The organism is Frankia sp. BMG5.60, from assembly GCF_059428125.1.
Map to the genome: position 1 here is coordinate 5,625,597 of NZ_CM182091.1, position 25,588 is coordinate 5,651,184.

Below are 25,588 nucleotides of genomic sequence, written 5' to 3' on the forward strand. Positions count from 1 at the left end.
GATGTGCCTTGGTGCCGACGGATGGCGGCCCGGTGTCGGCATTCTGCCGTTGCGTCCCCGCCGACCCTAGTGGGTGTCGCCGTTAGTTCGTCGGTGATCGGTGGTGCCGGGTAGGTAGAGGCCTGCGGCGAGGTCGAGCGCGGCTTCGGCGGTGCCGCTGGGGGATCCGTCGGGCAGGTAGGAGTCGTCGTAGTCGTCGTGGCTGGCGCGCCAGATCGCGAAGCCCCAGTCGTTGGCGTAGCCGTGGTAGCGCAGCCGGCACAGTGGCTGGGGGGCGCCGTCGGGGTCGGTGGCGGTGACGTAGGCGAACGCGCCGTGGTAGCGGGTGGAGATCTCGCGGATCCCGGGCCAGTTCTCGGCCGCGTGCGCGACGAGCCGCTGGCGCAGGGAGATCTTCGTCGATGCCGGGATACCTGCCACGGCTCTCATTGTCGCCGTCAGTTGAGGGCGGGTTGCCCGCGGGTGTGGTGGCGGCGATGGTCGGGTGCGACCTGCCCGATAGGACATCAGGGTGTCTCGCCGTGCTACCGCGGTCATCCTGACCGACGACGTCCGTGCCGAACTGGCCAGCCGTGCCCGGTCGGCGACCGTGCCGCGCCGTGACTGGCTGCGCGCGAGGATCGTGCTCGCCGCCGCGGACGGGCTGGGCAACGCCGCGATCGCCGCCGGGTTGGGTGTCTGCGAGGACACCGTCTGCACGTGGCGGGGCCGGTTCGCCCGGGAAGGTCTCGCGGGCCTGCGTGACCGGCCCCGGTCGGGCCGGCCGGCCCGGTTCACCGCGGTGCAGGTCGCCGAGGTCAAGGCGCTGGCCTGCACCCGGCCCGCCGACGTCGACGTGCCGCTGGAACGCTGGTCGGCGGCCGAGCTCGCCGCCCACGCGGTCCGCGAGGGCATCGTCGAGGAGGTGTCCGCCTCGACGGTGACCCGCTGGCTCGACGCCGACGCGATCCGCCCCTGGCGGCACCGGTCGTGGATCTTCCCGCGGGACCCGGCGTTCGTGGCGAAGGCGTCCCGGGTCCTGGACCTCTATGCCCGCCGCTGGGACGGCGAGCCGCTCGGCCCGGACGACTATGTGATCAGCGCGGACGAGAAGTCCCAGCTGCAGGCCCTGCACCGCTGCCACCCGACCGCGCCGGCGATGCCCGGCCACGGCCCGCGGGTGGAGTTCGAGTACACCCGTGGGGGCACGCTGGCGTACTTCGCCGCCTACGACGTCCACCGCGCCGAGGTGATCGGCCGGATCGAGGACACCACCGGGATCGCCCCGTTCGGTCGGCTCGCCGCCCAGGTCATGGCCCAGGAGCCCTACGCGTCGGCGCGGCGGGTGTTCTGGATCGTCGACAACGGCTCGTCTCACCGAGGCCAGGCCTCGATCGACCGGATGCGCGCCGCCCACCCGACCGCGACGCTGGTCCACCTGCCCGTACACGCCTCCTGGCTCAACCAGGTCGAGGTATTCTTCTCGATCTTGCAGCGCAAGGCCATCGAGCGCGGTGACTTCGCCGACCTCGACACGCTCGCGGCCCGGGTCATGGGCTTCCAGGCGCTCTACAACCAGGCCGCGACCCCGTTCGACTGGAAGTACACCCGCGCCGATCTCCTGAAGACCGCCAGCCGCCTCGGCCTCGCCGCATAACCGACGAACTTGCGGCGGCACCCACTAGTCGCGGCCGGACGCCGGCTGCCCGAGGTGTCGGCTGACCGTCACGACCACCGGTCGCGGGGGTACCGCGCCGCTGCGGGGGCCACCCGAACGTGCTGCCTACAGGTGCCGATTGCCCCCGCGTTCGGCGCCCGCGCGTCCCGCCGCCCTGGGCCGCTCGCAGCCGGGCTGACCTGGGGGTGAGGTCGACCCTCGACTGAAGGTGGAGCAAAATTTCTGATTTGCGGCACGAAGGAGGTTTAGCGATGGTAGGGGCGGGGTACCCGGCAGGCGGGTACTTGCCCTGTTTGTCCGCTTCACCCGATCTCGGGAAGGATGGATCGACGTGCGGGATGCCGTAGGGGTTGCGGCCGGCGTGCCGCGAAGCTCGACCAACTGTCACACTCCGTCGCGATGCCGGGGCGGTCTGGTGAGTTGCCCGCGGGGAGGGATGCGTCGCGCCGAGCGTGGCCGAGCGTCGCGCGCATCGTCTCGCGGCCCAGCGCGACTGGACGAGGAAGTCCAGGAACATGCCGAACTGGCATTCCGATTTCTTCCGATATAACCAGATTTCTCGACACGGTAAGTGAGGGTATGAGTGCAGTACGAACTTCGGAGTGTCCCGCCCCGGTGTTCCGTGTTGAGCACCCGACACCTGTACGTTCTCTGAGCGTGGCGGTCACCAACAACGCGGTGATCGGTGTAGCCCTCGGCTACATCGAGGCGAACCCGGACGAGATGGACCTCATGCGGTCCCTGGTCGTGCTTGCCCTGCACGGGCCTGTCATCACAGCCCGTAGCACGACGCCGGCTCACGTCACCTGCCGCGCCGCGATCGTTTCCCCTGACTGGCGGGTTCTTGAGATCATGGACTCGGCCACGTCCACCTGGCACCTGCCGAGCGGCCACGTGGACGCGGGCGACTCGTCCCTGCTCGGCGCGGCGCTCGGGCTCGCCGCCCGCCGTGCCGGAGTGGAGACGAACATGGTCATCCCCGACGGGATCATCCCCTTCGACGTCGAGGCGAGGATCGTCGAGGCCGCGCCGACGCGCGGGGAACCCGAACACGTCCACTACGAGATGACCTACCTGTTTCACGTCGAGGACCGCAGCCTCGCCGTGCCCGACTCCGTCAGCACCCGCGTCCGCTGGGTCGAGCCCGGGCAGGTCGCCGGCCAGCTCGGCGAGAAGCTCACGAAGGCGTCCCGGCAATCCCGTCTGGTGCCCTGATCCTGGTAGGCGGGGCCTGGTGCCCCGCCTACCGGGTCGAATCCGGCCGTGTGCCGGCCGGACCACGCAGGTACAGCGCGAACGCCGCCGCGAAACAGCAGGCCAGGGCGAGCTCCGACGCCGCTGCCGCCCGGGGGCTGTCGACCCACAGCCCGCGGGCGAGGAGCAGCCCGAACACGCCGCCGGCGACGCCGCCGGCGACGACGGTCATGGGGACGAACCAGGCGGGTACGCCGTCCGGTGGATGCGGCGCCCCCGCGCTCACCGGGGCACCCGGGGCGTCCGGGGCGGCCCACCCTCCGCCCCTGCCGGCCCGGACGAAGGCCAGCATGCCCACCGCGGCGGCCACCAGGCCGGCGCCGACCGGCCCGGTGACGTCGCCCGCGGCGTATCCCCCCGCCGCGAGCGTGAGGCCGAGCAGGCAGAGCGCCGCCCCGATCACCGCTCCCAGCATTCCGCCGGCGCTGCGGCGACCGATCGGCGCCGGCTCGCTGTGGTCCGGGCGGTCCGGGTGGTCCGGCCTGCTCGGCGTCGTGACCAGGCCCGAGTCACCGATCGTCGAGTCACCGATCGTCGAGTCACCGATCGTCGAGTTGCCGATCCGCGAGTCGGCGATCCTCGAGTCGGCGATCCCGCCGCGCGGGTCATTGATCCAGTCGTCAGCACCGTCGTCGGCCGTACCGGGGACGAATCGGCTGATCAGCGGGAGCGCCCGCGCGGGCCAGGGCCGGGCGGCCGGCCGGGTCACCGGGACGCCCAGCCCCTGGAGCTCGGCGGCCACCCGGGAGGCTGTCGGCCGGTCCGCCGGCCTCTTCTCCAGTGCCCAGCCGACCAGATCGGCGAGGTCGCCGGGCAGGTTCGTCAGGACCGGCGGGGAGCCCGCGACGGCGGCGTAGGCGTCGTGAGGGGTCACATTGGGGAACGGTGGCGTCCCGGCGGCGGCGTAGGCCACGCAGCACCCCCAGGCGAAGACGTCGCAGGCCCGGGTGACGACGCCCGCGAAGCGTTCCGGCGCCATGAACGCCGGGACGCCGATGGGCGGGCCCTGGGTGGTGAGGCTTTCGTCGTCGGCCTGGACGCGAGCCAGGCCGAAGTCGATGACCTTGATGCCGTTCGGCAGGCAGATGACGTTCGCGGGGTGCAGGTCGCGGTGGACGATGCCGTGCGCGTGGATGTCGGCCACCGCCTCGGCGAGCTCGGCGGCGAGTGCCAGCAGGAAGCGGTCGCGGAAGACGCCGGCCTGGGCCACGACCTGGCCCAGGTTGGCGCCCTGGACGTACTCGAGCGCCACCCAGGGCGGGCGGCCGAGCACGTCGGCGTCGAGGAAGCGGACCACCCGTTCGCTCGTCAGCGTCCGGTGGGTCGCCACCTCCGCGGCGAAGCGCTCGTAGGTCTGGGGGATCTGGTGGTCGCGGCCGGGGCTGCCCGGGATCTTCAGGGCGACCCGCCGACCGGCAGGGTCGTGGGCCAGGTAGACGACGCCCATGCCGCCGGCGCCGATGCGCTCCAGCAGCGTGTACGGCCCGACCCGGCGGGGGTCGTCCGCGCGGAGTGGGTCGTTCTGCGCCATTGGAGACCTCCGGGAGCCGCGCCGGGTCCAGCCGTCGGAGCAGAAGTCTTGCAGGCTACGCCGAACCGGCTCACCTTCCTCGCCCATCAGGGGGGTTTGATGTCCGATTCGTCCCTTTGGAAAGGCAGGGAAGGCGGCTATGGGATGTCGGTGTCGAGGAGGAAGGCGGCTACGGGGTGTCGGTGACGAAGCGGAGGTAGCGGTCGGCGGAGCGGCGCACGGCGGCCTGACCGTCGGCGCGGACCACGGTCTGCCAGAACGCGCCGTAGACGGCGTCGAAGTCGAACGGTTCGAGCAGGGCCAGCGCGCGGCGGACGACGCTGGGCCGCTCCGGGATGTAGTTCGGGTAGCTGTACATGAAGCTCACCCACCGGCGGTCGAGGACCACCTGCAGGATGTCGCCGGAGAACAGCGCCCCCCGCCCACCCTCGCCCTGCGCCCAGTGCAGGACCGTGCCGCCGGCGAAGTGCACCCCGCCGTTGATCAGGGTCAGCCCGGCGCCGATCGTCAGCGCGTCGCCGGACCACAGCTCGACGGCGCCGTCCGGCCGGCCGAGCCAGTCGGCATCCGCGGCGTGGACGTAGATCGGAGCCCCCCCGAACGTCCGGCTCCAGTCGACCATCGCCCCGTAGAAGTGCGGATGGCTGACCGCGATGGCGGTGACGCCGCCGAGCTCGGCGACCCGGCCGGCGAGCTCGTCGTCGAGGAAGGGCACGCAGTCCCAGAGGATGTTGCCCGCGTCCGTCTGGACGAGCAGCGCCCGCTGCCCGATGGAGATCTTCGGTTCGGCGCCGACGCCGGTCACCCGCTCGCCCTCCGGGCGCAGCACGCCGTGGTAGCCCTCGGCGCGCAGCCGGGCCAGCGACGTCCACCGCTGCCCCTCCCACCCGACGTACTGTCGCTCGTCCTCGCAGACCGGGCAGTCGACCCGCACGGCGCCGTACTGCACCCCGCAGGTCAGGCAGATCGGCAGGTCGAGATCGAGGTCGGGAAGACGGAACGGCGGCACGGGCACCCCCGGGGACGGGTCGGCGGCTGGGGTTCGTGGACTCGGGTTCGTGGACTCGGGTTCGCGGGCTGGTCAGTGGGCCACGAGCTGGCGGAACCGGCTGTGGTGGAACACCAACGGTGTCACGTTCGTGTCCGAGCTGAGCGCATGGACGCGCAGCAGCGCGATGAGATGATCGCCGGCCGCGACCTCCCGGACGAGCTCGCACTCCAGGGCCGCCGCCGAGTCCGCGACGAACAGCGCGCCCCCGCCGCTGGCCCGCCAGGAGATCCCGGCGAACCGGTCGCCGTCGCGGGCGGAGAGCTGGCGGCAGGCCACGTCGTGGGTCTCACCGAGGACGCTGACCCCGAGCCGGGCCGGGTCCCGCAGCCGCGGCCACGTCGTCGACGTGTTCGCCACGCACACCGACACCAGCGGCGGGTCGAGCGACACCGAGGTGAACGAGCTCACCGCCATGCCGACCGGCTCGCCGTCGACGAGCGCGCAGACCGCCGTCACGCCGCTGGGGAAGCAGCCGAACGTCGAGCGCAGCAGCTTCGGGTCGGTCGCCGCGTCGACGAGGGTCATCTCGGATCCCATCACGCCAACGTTCTCCCTTCAGGAATCGGAGCAGCCGTCGGAAAGTCGGAGCTGCCGCCGGAAAGTCGGAGCTGCCGTCAGAAGTCGAGGAGGTTGTCCCGGAACTGCCGGTGCGCGTAGCCGTCGCGGATCAGCCCCCGGCGCCGCAGCGCGGGCGCCAGCCCATCGGTGATCATGCTGATCCCCTCGCGGTACATCGGCTGCTGGATGAGGAATCCGTCCCCGCCGACCTCGTCCATCACCTCGCCCATCTGGGCGGCGACCGCGTCCGGCGTGCCGACGAGCTCGACGGCGCCCGACGCCGGGTACGAGGCGAACTCCCGCAACGTCATCCCGCCGCTCTTCTCGCGCAGGTTCTCGGTGGTGCTGCGGCTGGCGTTGGTCTGCAGCGCCGGCATCGGGGCGTCGAGGTCGAACTTCCCGAAGTCGATGCCGCTGTAGTAGGACATCCAGCCCAGGTTGATCTCGACGTTCGCGGCCGCGGCGGCGAGGGAACGCCGCCGCTTCTCCTCGGCTTCCCGCCGGCTCTCCCCGAGGACGGGGGCGATGTTGAACATCACCTTGCAGGAGTCGGGCTTGCGGCCGTGGGCGAGCGCCTTCGCGACGACGTCGTCGCGGAACGCCTTCATCGTGTCGATGCCGGTGACGTTCGTCATCACCAGGTCGACGTTCTTCGCGGCGAAGTCCCGGCCCCGCCCCGAGCCGCCTGCCTGGGAGAACACCGGGCGACCCTGCGGCGGCGGCAGCGAGTTCAACGGCCCGCGGGAGCGGTAGAACCGTCCGGAGAAGTCGATGGGACGCACCTTGTCCGTGTCGACGTAGACGCCGCGCTCTCGGTCGATGACGAGGGCGTCGCGGTCCCAGGAGTTCCACAGCGCCTCGACCAGGGCGACCCATTCGTCGCCGGCGTCGTAGCGGGCGTCGTGGTCGGCCTGGGCGTCGGCGCCGTAGTTCTGCGCGGTGCGGTCGTTGTGCGACATGACGAGGTTCGCCCCGCCGCGGCCATGCGAGATGTGGTCGAGGGTGGCCAGGGTCCGGGCCGCCATGTACGGCGGATGGAAGGTCGTCGTCAGGGTCGGCAGAATGCCCACGTGTTCGGTCGCGGTGAGCATGAACGGCGCCATCACGAACAGGTCCTGCTTGGGCGCGTGGAAGCCGTTGTGCAAAGCGAAGTCCATGTTCCCGTGGAACACGTCCGGGATGAAGTGGGCGTCCTCCAGGATGATGCAGTCGAAGCCGGCCCGTTCCACCGCCTTCGCGGTGTCGATGTAGAGCTGTGGGTGCAGCCACTCGGTGGCGCCCTCGCCGGACCACATCCCGTTCCAGGACTGGACGCCGCAGCCGGTGAACAGGCCCAGGTGAAACATCGTCACTCCCCGTTCTCGATGTCGGCGTTTCTCGATGTCGGCGCCGCCGATGGGCGGTCAGAACTCCAGCAGGTTGTCCCGGAAGTGCTCGTGCGTGTACGACTCGCGGATCAGGCCGCGGCGCTTGAGCGCGGGCGCGAGGCCGTCGGCGATCTGGGCGATGGAGTGCCGGTCGACGTCGTTGGAGATGAGGAAGCCGTCACCGCCGACCTCCTCCATGGCCTCGCCCATCAGTGCGGCGACGGTGTCCGGGGTGCCCACCAGCTCCAGCGACGTGGTCGTCTCGTGGGTGGAGACGAGCTCGCGCAGCGTCTTGCCGTCCTCGCTGTCCTTGGCGTAGCGCGTCATCGAGCTCTGATGGCCGTTGACCTGCCCGGTGAGGTCGGGCAACGGCTTGTCGAGGTCGAACTTCGAGAAGTCCAGACCGCTGAAGTAGGACATCACCGCGAGCTGCGTCTCGATCGACGCCTGCTCGCGTTGGGCGGCGCGGATGCGCTGGCGCTTCTCCTGCGCCTCGGCGTCGGTCTCGGCGAGCACGGGGCGGATGAGGTAAAGCACCTTGCAGTCCGCGGGCTTGCGACCGGCCGCGATGAGCCGGGCGGACATGTCCTCCCGGTAGGCCTTCATCGCCGCGACGCCGAGCGGGACGCAGATGACCGTGTCGGCGTTGCGGGCGGCGAACTCGCGCCCAGCGGGGGAGCCGCCGGCCTGGCAGATCACCGGGCGGCCCTGCGGGCCGGGGACGGCGTTCAGCGGGCCGCGGCAGCGGAAGAATTCGCCGGAGAAGTCGATGGTGTGCACCTTGCTGCCGTCCGCGAACGTGCCCGTCTCCTCGTCGAAGACCACCGCGCCCGGCTCCCAGGACCCCCACAGCTTCCCGACGAGGTCCATCCACTCGTCGGCCATCCGGTAGCGCAGGTCGTGCTCGAAGTGCTGCTCGTGGCCGAAGTTCTGGGCCGCCCGGTGGCTGGAGGAGGTGACGAGGTTCCCGCCGACCCGGCCGCGGGTGAGGTGGTCGAGGGTGACCAGCATCCGGGCGGCCATGAACGGCGGGTAGAACGACGTCGACATGGTCGGGATGAGGCCGATCCGCGAGGTCGCCTGGCCGAGGATGCCGATGAGCGCGGTCGGGTCGTGCCGCGGGCATTCCATGTTGTACTTCAGGTAGGTGTCCATGTTCCCGCCGAAGGCGTCGGGAATCATCAGACCGTCTTCGAAGATCATGTAGTCGAAGCAGGCCCGCTCGAGGGACCGGGCCATGTCCACGTAGAGGTCCGGCATCATCCACTCGCGGGCACCGGCGCCGGACCAGGTGCCTTTCCAGGACTGCACGCTGAAGCCGTGTCCGACGAACCATCCCATGTGGAACATGTCTTCTCCCTTGGAGCTTCGAACCTGGAACTCCGTGCCTGCAGATCTGCGCCTGGAACCCGGTGCCTGGAACTTCGGGCTGAGCTCAGCACATCTCAGCCGTGTTTCGGATCGGCGGCCGGCCGGTTCGGCGGATATTGCGCCACCGGCGGGGCGGCGCGCCGGCTGGTTTTCGCCTGCGGCGCCGCGAATGCGGGCCGTTCAGCGGCGAAACCGCCCGCGCGGCCGGGTGCCGGCCGCGCGGGCGATCCGAGTGGTCGTGGTTACTGGCTCTTCGACAGGTGGGCGAAGTCGATCGCGCCCTCGGAGCGGTAGACGTAGCCGTCGATGTTGCTGCGGAAGACGACGTTCGGCTGGTCGAAGGCGATGGGGATCTCGGGCTGGCCGGTCTGCCAGATCCGCTGTGCCTCGTTCCAGTACTTGCCCGCCGCGGGCGACAGCGGGTCGCCGGCCTGGTTACCCTTCTCGACGGCCGCGTAGTACGCGTCGTCCGACCAGTTGGAGGTGTTGAGCGGCGAGCCCTTCGTCAGGGACAGCAGCATCTCGTACGGCGGCGACTGGCTGATCGCCTTGTTCAGGTTGAGCTGGATGTCGAACGCCTTGTTCTCCTTCTGGTCCTGCACGGCGGTCGCGGTCTGCTTGTCGACGGTGAAGTTGAATCCCGCGTCGGCCGCCGCGGACTGGATCTGGACCGCCGCCTGCTCCAGGGCCGGGATGCTGTTCTCGACGAGGATCTTCGCGTTGACGTTCTTCACCCCCGCCTGGGCGAGCAGCTCCTTGGCCTTGGCCGGGTCGTACGTGCCCTGCCGCAGCCCGTCCGTGGTGTAGTTCGGGTAATGCGGGTTGATGAATCCCTTCATCGGGTCGCCGCGGCCCATGAAGACGTCGTCGATGATCTTCTGGTACGGGATCGCGTAGCTCAGAGCCTGGCGGACGAGCGGATTCGTGAACGGCGCCTTGGTGGTGTTGATGAACGTGTCGAGGTACTCGATGGAGTCGACGTTGAAGGTCTTGAGCTTCGAGTCCTTGGCCATCGAGACCACGTCGGACGGGCGGAGCTGGACGGCGATGTCGGCGTCGCCGTTCTGGAGGAGGTTGGTGCGGGTGCCGGGGTTCGTGACGACCTTCTGGGTGATCGTCTTGATCGCCGGTTCACCCTCCCAGTAGTTCGGGCTGGCCTTCAGCACCAGGCTCTGGCCGGGGGTGAACTTGTCCAGCGTGTAGGCGCCGAAGCCGTAGTTCCCATTCTTCGCCGACCACTTGACCGCGTACGGATCTTCCTTCGTCGCGTGGGCCTTCAACAGCGTGCTGTCGAAGATGTCGCCGCTGACGTTCGCGAGCAGGGACAGCAGGGTGAAGCCGTCACCGGGTCGGTCGATGGTGATGCTGACCGTGTGCGCGTCGATCTTCTTGAACTGCTTCGCCGGGTCGTAGATGGCCGGCTTGGAGATGAACGGCGCGACCGACGTCGAGTTCCACTTGCGCTCGTAGGAGTACAGCACGTCGTCGGCGGTCAGCTCGTGGCCGGCGACGCTCTTGACACCCTCGCGCAGGTGGAAGGTGTAGGTCAGCTTGTCGGGGCTGACGTCGTAGCTCTTCGCCAGCTCGCCTTCGAACTTGAAGAAGTTCTGCATCGGCGAGCCGTTCGGCCGGTCGGCCGTGACCGTCGGGTTGCGCACGAGCTGGGCCTGGGTGTTGATCTGGAACTCGAAGCCCTCGTAGGTGAACGCCCCCGCGTCGTAGGCGAACGCCGTCGGCAGCGCGGCCACCGCCTCGGTGAGGGAGTCCGTGTTACCCGAGGAACCCGAGGAGGAGGAAGAGGAGGAGCTGGAACTGCCGGCGCAGGCGGCCAGCGTGAGGGCCAGGCCGCCGGCGACGGCCGCGCTGGCCGTGCGGGCGAGCCGGCGGTGCCCGCCGGAGCCGGCGACACCGGCTCCCGGTCGGTCACCTCGTGGCGAGGCGAGACGGACACGCATCAGTGCACTCCTGTCAGAGAACGAAGCGAGACGCCAGGGGGACCTCGCAGGCCCGCCCGCGCCGGGACGGCGGGGGACGGCGGTGCGGGTCGGGGCGGTGCGGGTCGGCGCGGGGCGGGCCAGCACTCGATGGGACAGCGCTGGGTGGACGCCGGCAGAGGGATTCCGGGCGCAGGGAATGCCGGCGGCGGGTGGGCGGGACGGGCGGTCAGCGGGTTGCTGCGCCCGGCGTGGCCGGCGCGCGCGGGGCGGGCACCGGCGCGGACGGATGGGGGCGGCGTTACCGGCCGCGCCGGCCGCCGAGCAGGGTCGACGAGGTGGTGGCGATGATCGCTACGGTGAGGATCAGGGCGAGGGTGGGGAAGGTGGCCGGCCACCAGTTGCCGACTGCCGCGTCGGTCGCCCCCCGGGAGATCATCGAGCCCCACTCGGGCTTCGGCGTGGGCAGGCCGGCGCCGAGGAAGCCCAGGGAGGCGGTCAGGATGATGCTCACCGCGAAGATGACCGACATGTTCTCCAGCGCCGGTCGGCAGGAGTTCGGCAGGACGTGGCGCAGGGTCAGCCGCAGTTCGCTGAGCCCGGCCATCCGGGCGGCGTCGACGTAGGCGTCCGAGCGGACCCGCAGCACCTCGGTGCGCACGAGGCGGGCCTGCAGCGGGGCGAGCACGACGGCCAGGGTCAGGACCAGCGTGGTGACGGAGGCGCCGTAGAAGGCGACGGCGACGAGGCCGAGCAGCATGCCGGGCACCGCCTGGACGAAGTCGACGACCCGTCCGACGACTCGGGCGATCACGCCGCGCGGGCCGCGAGAGGACTCGTTCATGCCGGTCAGCAGGCCGAGCAGCGCGCCGGCCGCGGTCGCCAGCAGCACGACGACGGTGGCCACCCAGACGTTGGTCCGGGTGGCGGCCAGCGTCTGGGAGAACACGTCGAGGCCGGAGGTGTCCGTGCCGAACAGGTGGGCCCCGCTCGGCGCCGCCGACGTGGGGCCGCTGACCCGCTCGGGGTTGTGCGGGGCCACCCACGGGCCGATGATCGCTACGATGACCAGCATGGCCAGCGGCAACAGCCGCAGCCCGAGGCGCAGCCACCGCGCGCGCTCGCCGCTTGCGGAGCTGGGGGCGGCCGGCGTGCTCTCCGTCGCCGGCGCGACGGGCGCGCCGGCGGGCCGGGGGCCGAGCTCTGCCGGGGCGACGCCCACGGTCGGTGTCGTGGTCATGATCCCTCCGTCCGTACCCCGGGCCGCCGCCGCGGGTCGAGGCTCATGTTCACGAGGTCGACGATGAGGAAGACCAGCAGGGACACGGCGGCGACGATCACCAGGAAGCCCTGCATGGCCGGGATGTCGCCGCTGCTCACGGCATCGCCGAGGTAGCCGCCGATCCCGGTGAACCCGAAGATCGACTCGACGATGACGGCGCCGCCCAGCGCGTAGCCGAACAGCGTCCCCGAGGTGGTGACCGCCGGTGGCAGCGCGCGGCGGAACAGGCTCGCCCGCACCATCGCCCGGGAGGCGCCCGAGGCGATGCGGAACCGCGTGGGCGGGGCGTCGACGGCCTCCTCCAGCCCGGCGATCAGCATCTTCACCAGGACCCCGGCCTGGCTGATCACCAGCGTGCCGACCGGGAGCACCAGGTGGCCCGCCATCGACCACGTCGCGTCGAAGTGGCCGGTCAGGATCGTGTCGAGGAACGGCAGTCCGGTGACCTTCGGGACGTCGTCGACGCCTGAGGACAGCCGGCCCAGCGGCGCGGGCGCCCAGTGCAGGGTCGCGTAGAACACGAACACCGCGGCGACGCCGATCGCGAAGTCGGGCAGGCCCCCGGCGATCCGGGCGTAGCCCCGCACGATGTAGGACACCGGGTTGCGGGGCCGCACGACCGCCAGGTAGGACAGGCCGACCGCCAGCAGGATCGAGAAGAACAGGCTCATCAGCGCCAGCTCGATCGTCGCCGGCAGCCGGTCGCTGAACTCGTGGGCCACCGGCCGGCCCGTCATGATCGAGTTGCCGAGGTCGAGCTGGACGGTGTGTCCCAGGTAGCGCAGGAGCTGATGGAGCAGGCTGCCGTCGAGGCCGAGCTGCCTCTGGATCGCGGCGTAGTTCGCCTTGTCGGCCTGGCCGCCGGTCAGCACGGCCACCGGATCGCCCGGGATGCTCTGCACGAGCAGGAACGACACGGCCGCGAAGACGAGCAACTGGAACGGCAGCGCGATGACCCTGCCCATCCACCACCGATGTCGGCGCAGCATCTCCCTCATCGGGCTGGCCCTTCCTGTGCGTTGCGCGGGCGTGCGCCGGGCGCCGGCCGGTTCGCGTTCATGCCGAGGCCGGCTGGGAGAGCTGGCCGGTGGGGGGAAGCTGGCCGGTGGGGGAGGGCTGGCCGGTGAGGGGGGAGTTGGCCGGTGAGGAGAGCTGGGCCGGGGTCTCGGCGGCCGCGGATGGGCCGCGGAAGGCGGCCAGCAGGCTGCGGGTGTAGTCGTGGCGGGGGGTGTTCAGGACCGTGCTCGTCGGGCCGTCCTCCACGATCTGCCCGCCGCGCATCACGACCAGGCGCTCGCAGACGAACGCCGTCGCCGGCAGGCCGTGCGAGACGAACACCAGGGCGGCGTCGCGCTCGACGCAGTAGCGCTTGAGGAAGTTCAGGATCGACCCCTGCACGGAGACGTCGAGGGCGGAGACGACCTCGTCGCAGACGAGCAGGTTCGGCTCGACGACCAGGGCGCGGGCGATCGCGAAGCGCTGTCGCTGGCCGCCGGAGACCTCGCCGGGATGGCGGTCGGCCAGCGCCGGGGACAGCCCGAGCATCGACACCGTGGCGTCGACCCGCGCGTCGGCGGCGCGCCGGTCGAGCCCGCCCAGGCGCTGCGCGGGGGTGCGGATCGAGTCCCGCAGGGTGCGCAGCGGGTCGAACGACGACGTGGTGTCCTGGGCGACGAACTGCACCTCGCGGCGCAGCTCCAACCGGGAGGCGCGCAGCTTCAGCAGGCTGCGCAGCGGCGCGCCGTTGAAGCTGATCGAGCCCGCCGACGGCGCGTCCAGGCCGACCATCATCCGGGCCAGCGTGGACTTGCCGGAGCCGGACTCCCCGACGACGCCGATCCGCGAACCCGGCGTCACCTCCAGGGTCACCGCGTCGACGGCCACGTGCCGGCGATGCTGCGGGCCGAACGACTTCGACACCCCGTCCACGGTCATTTGGGCGAACCGGTCCATCAGTCCTGGCCCTCCATCCGTGCACTGGGAATCGACGCACCGGGAATCGACGCGCTGGAAATCGACGTGCTGGCGGCGCCGGGCACGGCGGAGCCGCCGTCGGCGGCCGCGGTCTCGTCGGCCGCCGCGGGTCGGGTCTCGGCGGCGACGGAGGCGAGTGTGGGCAGCTCGTCGAGTTCGGCGGACTCCAGCGTCGGCACGCAGCGCAGCAGCGCGACCGTGTATGGATGGGTGGCCGTGTCGACGAGGCGTGCCGAGGAGCGCTGTTCGACGATGCGCCCGCCGTACATGACGAACGTGCGATCGGTGTACTCCTGCGCGAGCAGGATGTCGTGGCTGATCACGAGCACGCTGGTCCCGCTCTCCCGGGTCAGCGCGAGCATGGTCTCCATCGCCTCCCGGGCCAGGGAGGCGTCCAGCGCGCTGGTCGGCTCGTCGGCGATGAGCAGCTTCGGGCCCCCACACAGCGCGATCGCGATCATCGCGCGCTGCCGCATGCCGCCGGAGAGCTCGTACGGCCGGGCCCGCAGGACCCGCTCGGTGTCGCGCAGGCCCACCTTGTCCAGCCAGTAGCGGGCGCGTTCGCGCACCTCGGCCCGCCGCGGCCGGCCACCGCCGCCGGCCCGGGCCGCGGCCCGGATCACCGCCCGCAACTGGCTGCCGATCGGCCACACCGGGTCCAGCGTCGTCATCGCGTCCTGGAAGATCATCGACAGGCCGGGGGTCCGCTCGGGCAGCCGCGAGCGGGCCACCCGGGACAGCGCGGCGCCGTCGAAGTCCAGCCGGGTGTGCTCGATGCGCACGTTGTCCTGGGTGAGGAAGCCGGCGAGCGCGAGGCCCAACGTGGTCTTCCCGGACCCGGACTCGCCGACGAGCGCTACCCGTTCGCCGTGGCCGAGAGTGAAGCTGACGTCGTCGACGGCAGTGACGTCACCGTGCGACGTACCGTAACGGACCGTCATGCCCTCGACGGTAAGGATGGGCCTGCCGGTCAGGCCGGAGACCGCGTTGCGAGGCTCCGCCTCGTGGATCACAATGCCAGTGGTCAATGCCCACCGCCCCAGGTCGTCCGCGTGACGGTGGGTTCGCGCCACCGGTCACCGTGGGGACAACAGTCGCGGTTGTGTGTTTCTCGCCGTCGCGAGGCGGGTAACCCGCGCATTGCGCCGATGATCGTGATGCGAAAGTCGCTGCGGCGTAGGCAGAAACGTCTGGTTACGCCGTTGCGACGATTTCCGCCGGCGACGCGCTGATCGGTTCACTGGTCGGTCCGCTGATCAACCTGCTGGTTGGTCCGCCGATCGGTTTGCTGATCGATCGGCGCAGGCCCGGCGGTCGACCTGCGGGCCTGGGGGGCGGCCCGGTCGGCTGGTCCGGTCGCGGCCCGGCGCCGGCCCGGTTTCTTTCGCGTTCCTTACATCTTCACCCGGTACGTCGTTTCGATGGCGCTTTCTGGGGGTGGCTGAAGCGACCGCGCGCCGACAATGAGGTGTCGGCTCCGAGTCACGAGGTACCCATGAACCCACCCAGCAGGAACGTCGAACGGGGTGCCGCGACCCGGGAGCACCTGCTCGGCGTCGCCACCCGGCTGTTCGCCGAGCGGGGCTACGAGGGCACCTCGATCGACGCCGTGCTCACCGAGACCGGCGTGAGCCGCGGTTCGCTGTACCACCACTTCAAGGGCAAGGACGCGCTGTTCGACGCGGTGCTGGAGGCGGTCGAGCTGGACGTGGGGCGCCGGCTGGTGGCCGCGGTCGGCACCGACAGCTCCCGCGACCCCGCCACGGCGCTGCGCCTGGGCTGCATGGCCTGGATCGGCATCGCGGGCGACCCCGTCGTCCAGCGCATCCTGCTCATCGACGCGCCGGGGGTTCTCGGTTGGGCGCGCTGGCGGGAACTCGACGAACGGCACGCCTTCGGCAAGATCAAGCAGACGGTCGCGGAACTCGCGCGGGACGGCGTGTTCGACGCCTCGATGGCCGACCTGTTCGCCCATGTGCTGCTCGCCTCGATGAACGAGATCGCCCTGCTCGTCGCCCGCGCCGACAACCAGCGCGCCGCGATCCGCCACGCCCGCGCCGCCGTCGACGAACTCCTCCGCCGCCTCCTGCGCCCCACCTGAGGCGAGCCGGCTGGGACGATCGCGCGACGGGCGACGGCTCATGCGTCGACGGGGGATGCGTGGGAGGGCGACTCCATGGCTCTTCCACAGGGTTCGGCGTCCGATTTATCCCTGTGGAGGAGACAGGTTGCGCCGCGCCCCGGTACACCGGCCCCCGCGCGGCAGCGCTCGGCCAGTTCCGGGGTCGGGTCGGCGTCTCGCTCAGTCGGCGAGAGGCGTGGGCGACCGGAGGGCGGCGGGGCGTAGGCACAGGGCGAAGGCGGCGAGCAGGCACAGGCACATGCCGATACCCAGGGGCAGCGCGCTGGTGGAGCCGAAGGCGCCGACGATCGGGCCGATCAGTCCGCCGAGGGCGAACTGGGTCAGGCCGAGCAGGCCCGAGGCCGTGCCCGAGCTGTCGGGTCGGGTGCGCATCGCCTCCGCCGAGGCGATCGGCATGCAGGCGCCGATCGAGGCCACGGTGAGGAACAGCGTGCCGACGACGGCGGGCCCGCTGCCGGCGAGCGCGGCCAGCGCGATCCCCGCCGCCGCCGTCGCCGCCGCCGGCAGGGTGACCCGCAGCGCCCGGATCGTCCCCCGCCGGCCGGCGAGCGCCGCGCCGAGCTGACCGCCGGCCATGAACCCGACCGCGTTCGCGGCGAACAGGACGCCGAACAGCGTCTGCGATATCCCGTAGGCGTCGGAGAGCACGAACGACGACGACGACACGTACGAGAACATCGCCCCGTAGGCGAGCCCGACGACGAGCGACGGAGCCAGGAAGGCGCCGTCCGTGGCGAGCGCGGCGTAGGTCCGGGCCGTCGAGGCCGGGCGCAGGCTCGTCCGGCGCGCCGGGGGTAACGTCTCCCCGAGCGAGCCCACGCTGAGCGCGGCGAACAACGCGCCGAGCGCGGCAAGCACGACGAAGATGCCCCGCCAGTCGGTGACCACGAGCAGGGCGCTGCCAAGGTTCGGCGCGATGATCGGCGTCAGGCCGCTGACCAGCGCCATCCGCGCGAAGAGGCGGACCAGGCGCTGACCGTCGGCGACATCCCGGATGACCGCACGGGCGATCGTCATGCCGAAGGCGGCGAACATCCCCTGGGCGAACCGCAGGCCGGCGAGCATCGGCACCGTCCAGGCCGCCGCGCACACCGCCGAGGTCGCGCAGTACAGCGTCATCGCCACGAGCAGGGGCCGGCGCCGCCCGTAGGCGTCGGACAGCGGGCCGGCCACCACCTGGCCGACGGCGATCCCGACCACGCACGCCGTCATCGTCAACTGCACCGAGGACTGGGACGTGGCCAGGTCGTCGGCCATCCGCGGCAGGCCGGGCAGGTGCACGCTCATCGAGAACGGGCCGAGGCCGGTCATCGCCCCGAGCAGCACCATCGCCGTGGTCGTGATCCGGCCCTGGCTGACCTTCGCCTGGCTGACCTCCGTCTGGTCGGCGTTTGCCTGGCTGACCTCCGTCTGGTCGACCTCCGTCTGGTCGACCTGCACCTGGTCGACCTGCACCTGGTCGGAGTTTGCCTGGTCGGCGGCGCCGGCCGCGGCGGCGGGCACCGTCTGGGTCACGCCACGTCTGCCCGGGGCGGGGCCGCCCGTCGATCCGCCGGCAAGGCCGGGCCGCGGGGCGCGGTCATCGGACCCGGCGGGGCCGGGCGCGGTCCGGTCACCGAGGACAGGGCGACCCGGTCGCCGCGGAAGTGCGTGTAGCTGACCTCGCGGGGGCGGCCGGTGCCGTCGCGGACGAGCACCTCGCGCAGCAGGACGGGGCTGCCCCCCTCGACACCGAGCAGCCGGGCCGTGCGCTCCTCGCACGGGACCGCCTCGACCACCGCCTCGGCGGTTCCCAGCGGCGCGCCGAACAGCCGCTCGAACAGGGCCTCGTAGCGGGGCGGGCGCCGGTCGATCGCCACCACCTCGGCGAAGTACCGCTCCGGCTCGACGATCATGGGGACGTATCCGGTGCGCACGCACAGCGGCTGGCCGTCGAGGCGGAAGAGCTGTTCGGTCATGAGGATGTCGGCGTCGGTGATCTCCAGCCGGTCCCGCAGCCCGTCGGTGGCGGGCACCGCGCAGTGCGCCAGTTCCTCGATCTGGAGCCGTTGCCACTCCTGGGACTCGCTGATCTCGCGCGGGAGCACCTCCCCGGCGGGGATCTGCCAGATGCCGTGGCTGACGCTGGTGCCGCGCCGGGGGGCCCGGCTGAGCAGCCCCTCGTCGGCGAGCATCGACAGCGCCCGGCGCACCGAGTTACGGGTGATGCCCAGCGCGTCGATGAGGCGGCCCTCCGACAACGCGTCCGGCTCCAGCTCGCCCGAGCGCAGGCTGGCGCGGATCAGCTCGTAGGCCCGGCGCGGGGAGGCGTGCAACGGGCGGGTCTCGGCACGCTCGCGACGGGCCCGGCCGAACTCGACCCGGCACTTCTCGATCTCGGCGAACCTGTCGGGCGCAACCATGCTTGACACCGTCCCTTTCTGCGGTGGAGATCCCCGGTTGGTCCTGTGCTCCCCGGGGCGATGGGGCGGGGCGGCCGGCCGGCCGGTGCGCGGCGACCACCGTTTCCCGGGGCCGACCCCGCGCGCCTCGCGCTCCTCGCGGGCGGGCACATTCCGTATCCATCCCCTGGGAGCTCGCCGTCCGATCTGCCGGACGTGCGACCTTCCCTCCGATACGCACTGTCCACTGTATACGAAGTATGGGCTCGTGCCGAGAGGTGCGGGGCGACCGGCGGGCTGGGCAAGTCGAAACGTGCCCGTCACATGCACTTTTCACGCCGAGTAGTTGCGCTCAACTCCGGGCCGCCTAGTATTTGGTATACAGTAGCCGAGCGACGGAGAGGGAGCGTCTGTGAGCGTCGTCGATGAACCCAACCTCCTGCCCACCGTCCGACCACCCATCGTCACGATCGCTTTCGACCACATCGTGCTGGCGGTGGCGGATCCGGAGCGGTCCGTGCGGTGGTGGGTGGAGAAGTTCGGCATGAAGACCCACCGGCTGGAGCAGTGGCGCGAGGGCCGGGCGCCGTTCCCGTCGGTGGAGGTCGCGCCGGGCGTGATCATCGATCTCGACGCCCGCACCCCGCGGTCCGGTCCGGGTCGCAACGTCAACCACTTCTGCCTGGTGATCGAGCCCTGCGATCTCGCCGAGCTCGCCGCCTCCGGCACGTTCGACGTCGTCGGCGGGCCGTTCCACCGCTACGGCGCGTACGGCAACAGCGACCTGCTCTACATCCGCGATCCCGACGGCAACGTCGTCGAGCTGCGCCACTACGGACCCTCCCAACTGGACGGCCCGTGCTGACGGCCGAGCCCTGGCTCGGCGACGTCCTCGGGCTGGTCGAGGAGTTCCGGGCGGGCCGGCGCAGCCCGGCGGGCGAGCTCGCCGCCGTGCTCGGCGCGGTCGAGCGGTCCGGGTTGGGCGCCGTCTGCCACGTCGACGCCGAGGCGGCCGGCGTCGCTGCCCGCGACGTCGACCTCGGCCTTCCGCTCGCCGGGGTGCCGTTCGCCGTCAAGGAGCTGGAGCAGGTCGCGGGCTGGCCCCGGGCCGACGCGTCGGTGCCGCTGCGTCACCGCCGATCGACGTGTACGTCCACCCAGGTCCAGCGGCTGGTCGCGGCCGGCGCGATCCCGGTGTTCCAGACACCGTCCAGCGAGCTGGCCCGCGGCGACGACACGGTGAGTCGCCTGCACGGCGTCACCCGCAACCCGTGGCGTCCCGACGCCTCCGCCGGCGGTTCCTCCGGCGGCAGTGCGGCGGCGGTCGCGGGCGGCCTGGTCACCCTGGCGACGGCCACCGACGGCGGCGGCTCGACCCGCCAGCCCGCGGCCTTCTGCGGCCTGCCCGGGCTGAAGACCACCTGGCGGATCACGCCCGGCGGCCCGGAGCCGGTGATCGAGCCGCTGACGGTCGTGACCACCGTGCTGACCCGCTCGGTGCGCGACCTTGCCCGCGTCCTCGACCTCACGGTCGGCTTTGACCCGCGCGACCCCTACAGCGCGCCTGGCCCCGTCGGGGGTCAGCGGTTCTCCGCGGGGCTCGGCTCGGTGCCCACCCGGGGGCTGCGCATCGCCTGGATGCCGACGCTGGGCGGCGCGCAGCCCGAGCCGGGCGTGCTCGCCCCGGTCGGGGACACGTTCGCGGAGCTGGTCGCCGCGGCCGGGCTGTGCCAGGTCGAGGCGCCCGCGGTGAGCTTCCCGGCCGGTGCGGCGAGCTTCGCGGCCATCGCGGCGCTGCGGCTCTACCGCTGGCTGGCCCCGCACTGGCCGGCGAGCGCCGACGAGCTGACCGACGACATCGCGTCGGCCATGCGGGCGGTCACGCTGCTCGATCCCACGGTGCTGGCCGGCCTCGACGACTACCGGATCGCCGTGATCGAGGCGGTGGCCGCGCTGTTCGAGGCCGTCGACCTGGTCGCCTGCCCGACGGTGGCCACCGAGGCGTTCCCCGCCGGCGCCCCCTCGCCGCGGCCGCCGGGCCCGCTGGCCATCGCCAACGTCAGCGGCTGCCCGGCGATCTCGATCCCGGCCGGGTCCGGCCCGACCGGGCTGCCCGTCGGCCTGCAGGTGTTCGCGCCGCACCACCGGGACGCGCTGCTGATCGAACTCGCCGCCGCCGTCGAGCGGGCCCGCCCCTGGCCGTTGGTCGCCCCGGGAGCCCCACGATGAGCGCCGCCGAGACGATGAGCGCCGCCGGGATGACGACGCTAGGCCGCGCCGTCGGTCGCCGCCGCGACGCCTGCTCGGGTGTCCTCGTACCGGCTGGCGGCACCGCGGATGTGCGAGCGCATCTCCGCCTCGGCCCAGTCGGCGTCGCCGGCGCGGATCGCCTCGAGGATGCGGCGGTGCTCGTCCCACGCGCCGCCGGAGCGGCGCTGCACGCCGGTGGAGAACAGGAGCTGGAGCCGGTTCTGCAGGTCACGCAGGACCTCGACCAGTGCGCCGTTGCCGCTGCCCCGGGCGAGCAGGTCGTGGAAGCGGGTGTTGAGCATGGGCAGCCGCTCGAACTCGCCCGCGGCGGCCGCCTGGGAACCGGTGGCGAGGATCTCCGCCAGCTCGGCGAGGACCACCGGATCCACCCCACGGGCGGCGGCCCGACGCACCGCCGTGACCTCCAGCGCCGCGCGGACCTCGATGAGGTCGTGCGCCTCCTCGGCGCTGATGACGGTGACGACCACGCCGCGGCGCGGGGTCACCTCGACCAGACCCTCCGACTCCAGCAGCCGGATGGCCTCCCGGACCGGGTTGCGCGACACGCCGAGCTCCTCGGCGAGCCGGTCCTCGATGACCCTGCTGCCCTGGGTGATCCGGCCGTCGAGGATGCGCTGCCGGAGCTCGTCGGCGACGAGCTCGCGCAGGGGCCGGTGGGCGGCTCCGAGCGTCTTCATGCTGTTGACCACCGCCGCAGTTCTCAGTTTGTGGACAGTATACGGGCAGGGCTGCCGGTCGCTTCCCTCCGCGTGCCCGACGCCGCCGGGGCGGGGAAGCCGTGGCTCAGGCTGCTGGACGCCGCGCCCGTGTCCCGTGACTTGTATACACCATACGATGCATCCAAGGATGCCTGGAGGTACCGGTGCTCGCCGGAATCAACTTCTTTCCCACCGTCTCGCCGGCGGAGAAGCCGGCCGTCCAGTTCTTCGACGAGTGTCTGGAACTGAGCGTCCTGGCAGATCGGCTCGGATACCACTCCGTGAAGATCGTGGAGCACTATTTCTACCCGTACGGGGGGTACAGCCCGGACCCGGTCACCTTCCTGGCCGCGGTGGCGACTCGGACGGAGCGGGTCCGGCTCGTCACCGGGGCGAACGTGCCCGCATTCAATCATCCGATCAAACTGGCCGGGCAGCTCGCCATGCTCGACAACATCTGCCACGGCCGGCTCGACGTCGGATTCGCCCGCGCGTTCCTGCCCGGTGAGTTCGAGGCGTTCGAGATCAGCATGGACTCGAGCCGGGCGCGCCATCAGGAGGGCATCGCCGCGATCCTGCGGCTGTGGCAGGAGGAGGAGGTCGTCTGGGACGGCACGTTTCATCGGTTCGGCCCGGTGACCATGCTGCCGCGGGTCTTCCAGCAGCCGACGCCCCCGGTGTTCATCGCCGCCACCTCGACGCCGGAGAGTTTCGTCTGGGCCGGCAGCCAGGGTTTCAACCTGATGTTCATCCCGTTCACGTCGACGAACGAGAAGGTCGCCGAGCTGCTGGCGCTGTATCGCGGCGCGCGGCTCGAGGCGGGATACCCCCACGGCTCGGAGCGGATCCAGATGGGCATCCACTGTTTCGTCGACACCGACGGCGACCGGGCGCGCCGGGAGGCCGCCGAGTACTACTCCGACTACGTCGAGAAGATGGTCCACACCTGGGAGGCGTACATGACCGCCCGGCCGGAGCAGTACGCCGGCTACGCGGACATGATCGCCGGTATGCGCAAGAAGTCGCTGGCGACCCTGGAGGAGAACGCCCAGGTGTACGTGGGCACGCCGGCGCAGGTGCGCGAGCAGGTCGCCGCGACCTTCGAGGTCTTCGGTGCCGTCGAACCGTCCATGCAGATCAATTTTGCCGCGATGCCCTTCGCCGACGCGCGCCGGACGATGGAGCTGTTCGCCGCCGAGGTCATGCCGGCCTTTCCCGAGCCCTCCGCCGCGTAGCCCGCGTGCAGCGCTCTCGGCACCCGATGCGTTCCCGGCACCCGATGCGTTCCCGGCACCCGATGCGTTCCCGGCACCCGTGCCGCCCGCGGCGCCCAGGGAGATCCCCGGGCGCCCACCAGCCCCAGCCCTTCCACCTCGAGCAAGGGAGACGTCATGCGTCTGTCGACCGTCCGCCGTCCAGGCGGCACCACCGCCGCCGGCCGGATCGAAGGCGACACGATCGTGTTGCTGGACTATCCGTGCGTGGGCACGCTCATCGCGTCCGGCCTTGACTGGCGCACGGCCGCGGCGGCCGGCGGCGAGGTGATTCCGCTCGACGGCGCCGATCTGGCGCCGCTCGTCCCCGCCCCGCCGAAAATCATCTGTATGGGCCTCAACTACGCGACCCATCTGAAGGAGATGGGGCGGACGCCGCCGACGCATCCGACCCTGTTCGCGAAGTACACCCGCGCGCTGATCGGGCCGACCGACGACATTCTGGTGCCGCCGGTGACCGACGCCGTCGACTGGGAGGGGGAGCTCGCGTTCGTCATCGGGACGACGGTGCGTTTCGCCGACGAGGCGGCGGCCCGCGAGGCGATCGCCGGATACACCATCATGAACGACGTCACCATGCGCGACTGGCAGTTCCGGACGCTCCAGTTCCTGCAGGGGAAGTCGTTCGAGGGGTCGACCCCGCTCGGCCCCGCGCTGGTCACTCCGGACGAGTTGGACAATCCCGCGGACCTCGCGCTGCGGACCCTCGTCAACGGCGAGGTGATGCAGAAGTCGCGTACCTCCGACCTGCTTTTCCCACCGGTGGAGATCGTGCGCTATGTCAGCCAGTTCATCACGCTGGAGCCCGGCGACGTGCTCACCACCGGAACGCCGGGCGGCGTCGGCCACGGTCGGAATCCGAAGGTCTATCTCGCCGACGGCGACGTGGTGACCGTCGATGTCGAGGGACTGGGCTTCGTGCGTAACACCGTGCGATTCGCCTGATTCCCGGGTCGGCCACGCCCAGGCGTCGTCCGGGTGATCAACGTTATGTGTGTGGTGACGGAGAACGTGTGATCTGCTGCGGATGGTGACTCCATTCGATGGACTTCTCGGGGTCGCCCAGGAAACGCAGACTTTGCTGAACCGAAATCAGGTCGACCGGGAACGGAAACACCTGCTCCGCACACTGATATAGATCAGTCTGGCCGGCGCGCCAAAACCACTTGAAGGTGCATCGTGCTCATTCCGAACCAGGCCGCCGACGGCGGCACCCTCACCACCCTGTTCCGGCGGGCGCTCGCCGGGTGCCAGGTGCAGCCCGGCGAGACCGTCGCGGTGCTGTCCAACGCCCAGTCGCCCCCCGCCTACATCGAGGCCACCGCCGCGGCGGCGGCGACCCTCGGCGCGAAGGTCTTCACCGTCGGCCTGCCCTCCATCCAGCGCGCCGCCGGCACCGTGCCCGGCGTCGGCGAGGTCTACGGGCTGACCGGTTTGACCGACCTCGGGCCGCTCGTCGAGGCGCTCAAGGGCGTCGACATGGTCGTAGACCTGTCCGTCCTGCTGCACTCCGCCGAGCAGGAGGCCATCCTGGCCGCCGGCACGCGGATGCTGATGATCACCGAACCGCCGGAGATCCTGGAACGGATGTTCCCGACCGACGAGCTGCGCGAGCGGGTCCAGGCCAGCGCGAGACTGCTCGGCGCGGCGAGCGAGATCCTCATCCGCTCCGACGCCGGCACCGACATCACGATGAAGCTCGGCCAGTTCGGCGCGGGCGGCGGCTGGGGCTTCACCTCGGGGCCGGGCACCCACGCCCACCTGGGCTCGGGCCTCGCCGCGATCTACCCGAACGAGGGCGGCGCGAACGGCCGCTGGGTCATCGACGCCGGCGACATCATCTTTCCGTTCAAGACCTACGTGCAGTCGCCGATCACCGTGGACGTGGTCGACGGGTTCATCGTCGCCATCACCGGGCCCGGCGTGGACGCCGAGTTGTACCGCGACTACCTGGAGTCCTGGGGCGACCCGGAGGGCTTCGCGATGTCGCACATCGGCTGGGGCTGCAACGACCGGGCCCGCTGGAACGCACTCGCCCTGCTCGACCGCTCCGCCACCCAGGGTATGGACGGCCGCTGCTACGCCGGCAACGTGCTGTTCTCCACCGGCCCGAACAACGAGGCGGGCGGCAGCCGGTTCACCCTCGCCCACTCCGACGTCCCGGTGCGCCGGTGCAGCGTGTGGCTCGACGGTCGGCAGATCCTCGACCACGGCCGGTTCGTCGTCGACGAGCTCGCCTTCGACGACGGCTTCGCCCGGCTCGACGCGGCCGGCATGGGCGGTGCGGCCGGTGTCGCGGCCGGCGCCCCGCTGGTGGGTGCGTCATGAGGCCGCTGCTCGGGCCGCTGTCCTGGAACCTCGTCTACGTCGACGACCTGGCCGCCATGCGGGAGTTCTACGAGAACGTCCTCGGCCTGCCGCTGCGGCACGCCACGAAGTACTTCGCGGCGTACAACACCGGCGGCTGCACGCTGGAGCTGATGGCGCGCAAGGACAACGGCCCCGACGCGGAGAACCTGCGCCGCGGCTGGGACCGCAACCGTGTCCTGATGTCGTTCAAGGTCGAGAAGATGGACGAGGTCATCGCCGAGCTGGGCCGCCGCGGCGCGAGGCTACTGCACGGCCCGGCGCCGACGGTGAACGAGGACGGCCAGGAGCCCGACGGCCGCGTCGCGCAGTTCGCCGACCCCGAGGGCAACATCTTCGAACTCTGCGACGAGCCCGTCTTCTACTGACGCCGCCTCGCCTGGCCGCCTCGCCTGGCTGCCCCGCCTCGCCTGGCTGCCCCGCCTGGCTGCCCGGCGCGTCCGGCCGCCACTGACTGGCTGCCCAGATCCGTGAT

23 protein-coding genes are annotated in these 25,588 nt (G+C 71.4%); 9 read left to right on the plus strand and 14 right to left on the minus strand.

What is annotated here, in order from left to right; all coding sequences use genetic code 11:
* Nucleotides 1-66 precede the first annotated feature (66 nt).
* Nucleotides 67-420, minus strand: a complete 354-nt coding sequence (locus AC5R91_RS23045; RefSeq protein ID WP_495393399.1) for a hypothetical protein — start codon at nt 418-420, stop codon at nt 67-69.
* Nucleotides 421-511: 91 nt separating this feature from the next.
* On the opposite strand from AC5R91_RS23045, the gene AC5R91_RS23050 reads away from it, so the two are divergent.
* Complete coding sequence (locus AC5R91_RS23050) at nt 512-1,636, plus strand: IS630 family transposase (RefSeq protein WP_495393400.1); 1,125 nt, start codon at nt 512-514, stop codon at nt 1,634-1,636.
* 678 nt (nt 1,637-2,314) lie between these two features.
* A complete protein-coding gene (locus AC5R91_RS23055) occupies nt 2,315-2,872 on the plus strand; it encodes an NUDIX hydrolase (protein ID WP_495393401.1) in 558 nt (185 codons plus the stop codon).
* 28 nt (nt 2,873-2,900) lie between these two features.
* Here AC5R91_RS23055 and AC5R91_RS23060 read toward each other — a convergent pair whose 3' ends face one another.
* From AC5R91_RS23060 to AC5R91_RS23105, 10 genes are all read right to left on the minus strand, one after another.
* Nucleotides 2,901-4,442: a serine/threonine-protein kinase gene (locus AC5R91_RS23060; protein WP_495393402.1), complete on the minus strand. Its 1,542-nt coding sequence runs from the start codon at nt 4,440-4,442 to the stop codon at nt 2,901-2,903.
* A 169-nt stretch (nt 4,443-4,611) separates the two neighbouring features.
* Nucleotides 4,612-5,451, minus strand: coding sequence for an MBL fold metallo-hydrolase (locus tag AC5R91_RS23065; RefSeq protein ID WP_495393403.1), 840 nt, complete (start codon nt 5,449-5,451; stop codon nt 4,612-4,614).
* 72 nt (nt 5,452-5,523) lie between these two features.
* Nucleotides 5,524-6,030 carry a flavin reductase family protein gene (locus AC5R91_RS23070; RefSeq protein ID WP_495393404.1) on the minus strand — a complete coding sequence of 169 codons (507 nt, stop codon included), beginning with the start codon at nt 6,028-6,030 and terminating at the stop codon, nt 5,524-5,526.
* 77 nt (nt 6,031-6,107) lie between these two features.
* Nucleotides 6,108-7,397: an NtaA/DmoA family FMN-dependent monooxygenase gene (locus AC5R91_RS23075; RefSeq protein ID WP_495393405.1), complete on the minus strand. Its 1,290-nt coding sequence runs from the start codon at nt 7,395-7,397 to the stop codon at nt 6,108-6,110.
* Nucleotides 7,398-7,454: 57 nt separating this feature from the next.
* The gene (locus tag AC5R91_RS23080) at nt 7,455-8,768 is read right to left on the minus strand and encodes an NtaA/DmoA family FMN-dependent monooxygenase (RefSeq protein WP_495393406.1); all 1,314 of its coding nucleotides are present in this window, start codon (nt 8,766-8,768) and stop codon (nt 7,455-7,457) included.
* A gap of 263 nt (nt 8,769-9,031) precedes the next feature.
* The gene (locus tag AC5R91_RS23085; protein ID WP_495393407.1) at nt 9,032-10,744 is read right to left on the minus strand and encodes an ABC transporter substrate-binding protein; all 1,713 of its coding nucleotides are present in this window, start codon (nt 10,742-10,744) and stop codon (nt 9,032-9,034) included.
* Between the two features lie 280 nt (nt 10,745-11,024).
* On the minus strand, nt 11,025-11,963 hold the full coding sequence (locus AC5R91_RS23090) for an ABC transporter permease (protein ID WP_495393408.1): 939 nt from the start codon (nt 11,961-11,963) through the stop codon (nt 11,025-11,027).
* Nucleotides 11,960-12,970, minus strand: a complete 1,011-nt coding sequence (locus AC5R91_RS23095) for an ABC transporter permease (protein ID WP_495393409.1) — start codon at nt 12,968-12,970, stop codon at nt 11,960-11,962. The genes AC5R91_RS23090 and AC5R91_RS23095 overlap by 4 nt, the downstream gene beginning before the upstream one ends.
* Nucleotides 12,971-13,061: 91 nt before the next feature.
* On the minus strand, nt 13,062-13,940 hold the full coding sequence (locus tag AC5R91_RS23100; RefSeq protein ID WP_495393410.1) for an ABC transporter ATP-binding protein: 879 nt from the start codon (nt 13,938-13,940) through the stop codon (nt 13,062-13,064).
* 17 nt (nt 13,941-13,957) lie between these two features.
* Complete coding sequence (locus AC5R91_RS23105) at nt 13,958-15,007, minus strand: ATP-binding cassette domain-containing protein (protein WP_495393411.1); 1,050 nt, start codon at nt 15,005-15,007, stop codon at nt 13,958-13,960.
* 467 nt (nt 15,008-15,474) lie between these two features.
* Here AC5R91_RS23105 and AC5R91_RS23110 point away from each other — a divergent pair, with 467 nt between their 5' ends.
* A complete protein-coding gene (locus AC5R91_RS23110; RefSeq protein WP_041939841.1) occupies nt 15,475-16,080 on the plus strand; it encodes a TetR/AcrR family transcriptional regulator in 606 nt (201 codons plus the stop codon).
* Between the two features lie 201 nt (nt 16,081-16,281).
* Here AC5R91_RS23110 and AC5R91_RS23115 read toward each other — a convergent pair whose 3' ends face one another.
* Nucleotides 16,282-17,637, minus strand: a complete 1,356-nt coding sequence (locus tag AC5R91_RS23115; protein ID WP_495393412.1) for a multidrug effflux MFS transporter — start codon at nt 17,635-17,637, stop codon at nt 16,282-16,284.
* A complete protein-coding gene (locus AC5R91_RS23120; RefSeq protein WP_495393413.1) occupies nt 17,634-18,524 on the minus strand; it encodes a GntR family transcriptional regulator in 891 nt (296 codons plus the stop codon). The genes AC5R91_RS23115 and AC5R91_RS23120 overlap by 4 nt, the downstream gene beginning before the upstream one ends.
* Nucleotides 18,525-18,915: 391 nt before the next feature.
* Here AC5R91_RS23120 and AC5R91_RS23125 point away from each other — a divergent pair, with 391 nt between their 5' ends.
* Both AC5R91_RS23125 and AC5R91_RS23130 read left to right on the plus strand, forming a co-directional pair.
* A complete protein-coding gene (locus tag AC5R91_RS23125; protein WP_495393414.1) occupies nt 18,916-19,368 on the plus strand; it encodes a VOC family protein in 453 nt (150 codons plus the stop codon).
* Entirely contained in the window at nt 19,362-20,732 is a 1,371-nt protein-coding gene (locus AC5R91_RS23130; protein ID WP_495393415.1) for an amidase, read from the plus strand. The genes AC5R91_RS23125 and AC5R91_RS23130 overlap by 7 nt, the downstream gene beginning before the upstream one ends.
* Nucleotides 20,733-20,770: 38 nt before the next feature.
* Here the strand turns inward: AC5R91_RS23130 and AC5R91_RS23135 are convergent, their stop codons facing one another.
* Complete coding sequence (locus AC5R91_RS23135; protein ID WP_495393416.1) at nt 20,771-21,451, minus strand: GntR family transcriptional regulator; 681 nt, start codon at nt 21,449-21,451, stop codon at nt 20,771-20,773.
* Nucleotides 21,452-21,636: 185 nt separating this feature from the next.
* On the opposite strand from AC5R91_RS23135, the gene AC5R91_RS23140 reads away from it, so the two are divergent.
* The 4 genes from AC5R91_RS23140 (at nt 21,637) to AC5R91_RS23155 (ending at nt 25,481) form a co-directional block, all read left to right on the plus strand.
* Nucleotides 21,637-22,707 (plus strand): LLM class flavin-dependent oxidoreductase, encoded by a 1,071-nt coding sequence (locus tag AC5R91_RS23140; RefSeq protein ID WP_495393417.1) that lies wholly within the window; start codon nt 21,637-21,639, stop codon nt 22,705-22,707.
* Nucleotides 22,708-22,863: 156 nt separating this feature from the next.
* Nucleotides 22,864-23,691 carry a fumarylacetoacetate hydrolase family protein gene (locus AC5R91_RS23145; RefSeq protein WP_495393418.1) on the plus strand — a complete coding sequence of 276 codons (828 nt, stop codon included), beginning with the start codon at nt 22,864-22,866 and terminating at the stop codon, nt 23,689-23,691.
* 234 nt (nt 23,692-23,925) lie between these two features.
* Nucleotides 23,926-25,074: a 2,5-dihydroxypyridine 5,6-dioxygenase NicX family protein gene (locus tag AC5R91_RS23150; protein ID WP_495393419.1), complete on the plus strand. Its 1,149-nt coding sequence runs from the start codon at nt 23,926-23,928 to the stop codon at nt 25,072-25,074.
* Nucleotides 25,071-25,481 (plus strand): VOC family protein, encoded by a 411-nt coding sequence (locus AC5R91_RS23155; RefSeq protein ID WP_495393420.1) that lies wholly within the window; start codon nt 25,071-25,073, stop codon nt 25,479-25,481. The genes AC5R91_RS23150 and AC5R91_RS23155 overlap by 4 nt, the downstream gene beginning before the upstream one ends.
* Nucleotides 25,482-25,588 lie beyond the last annotated feature (107 nt).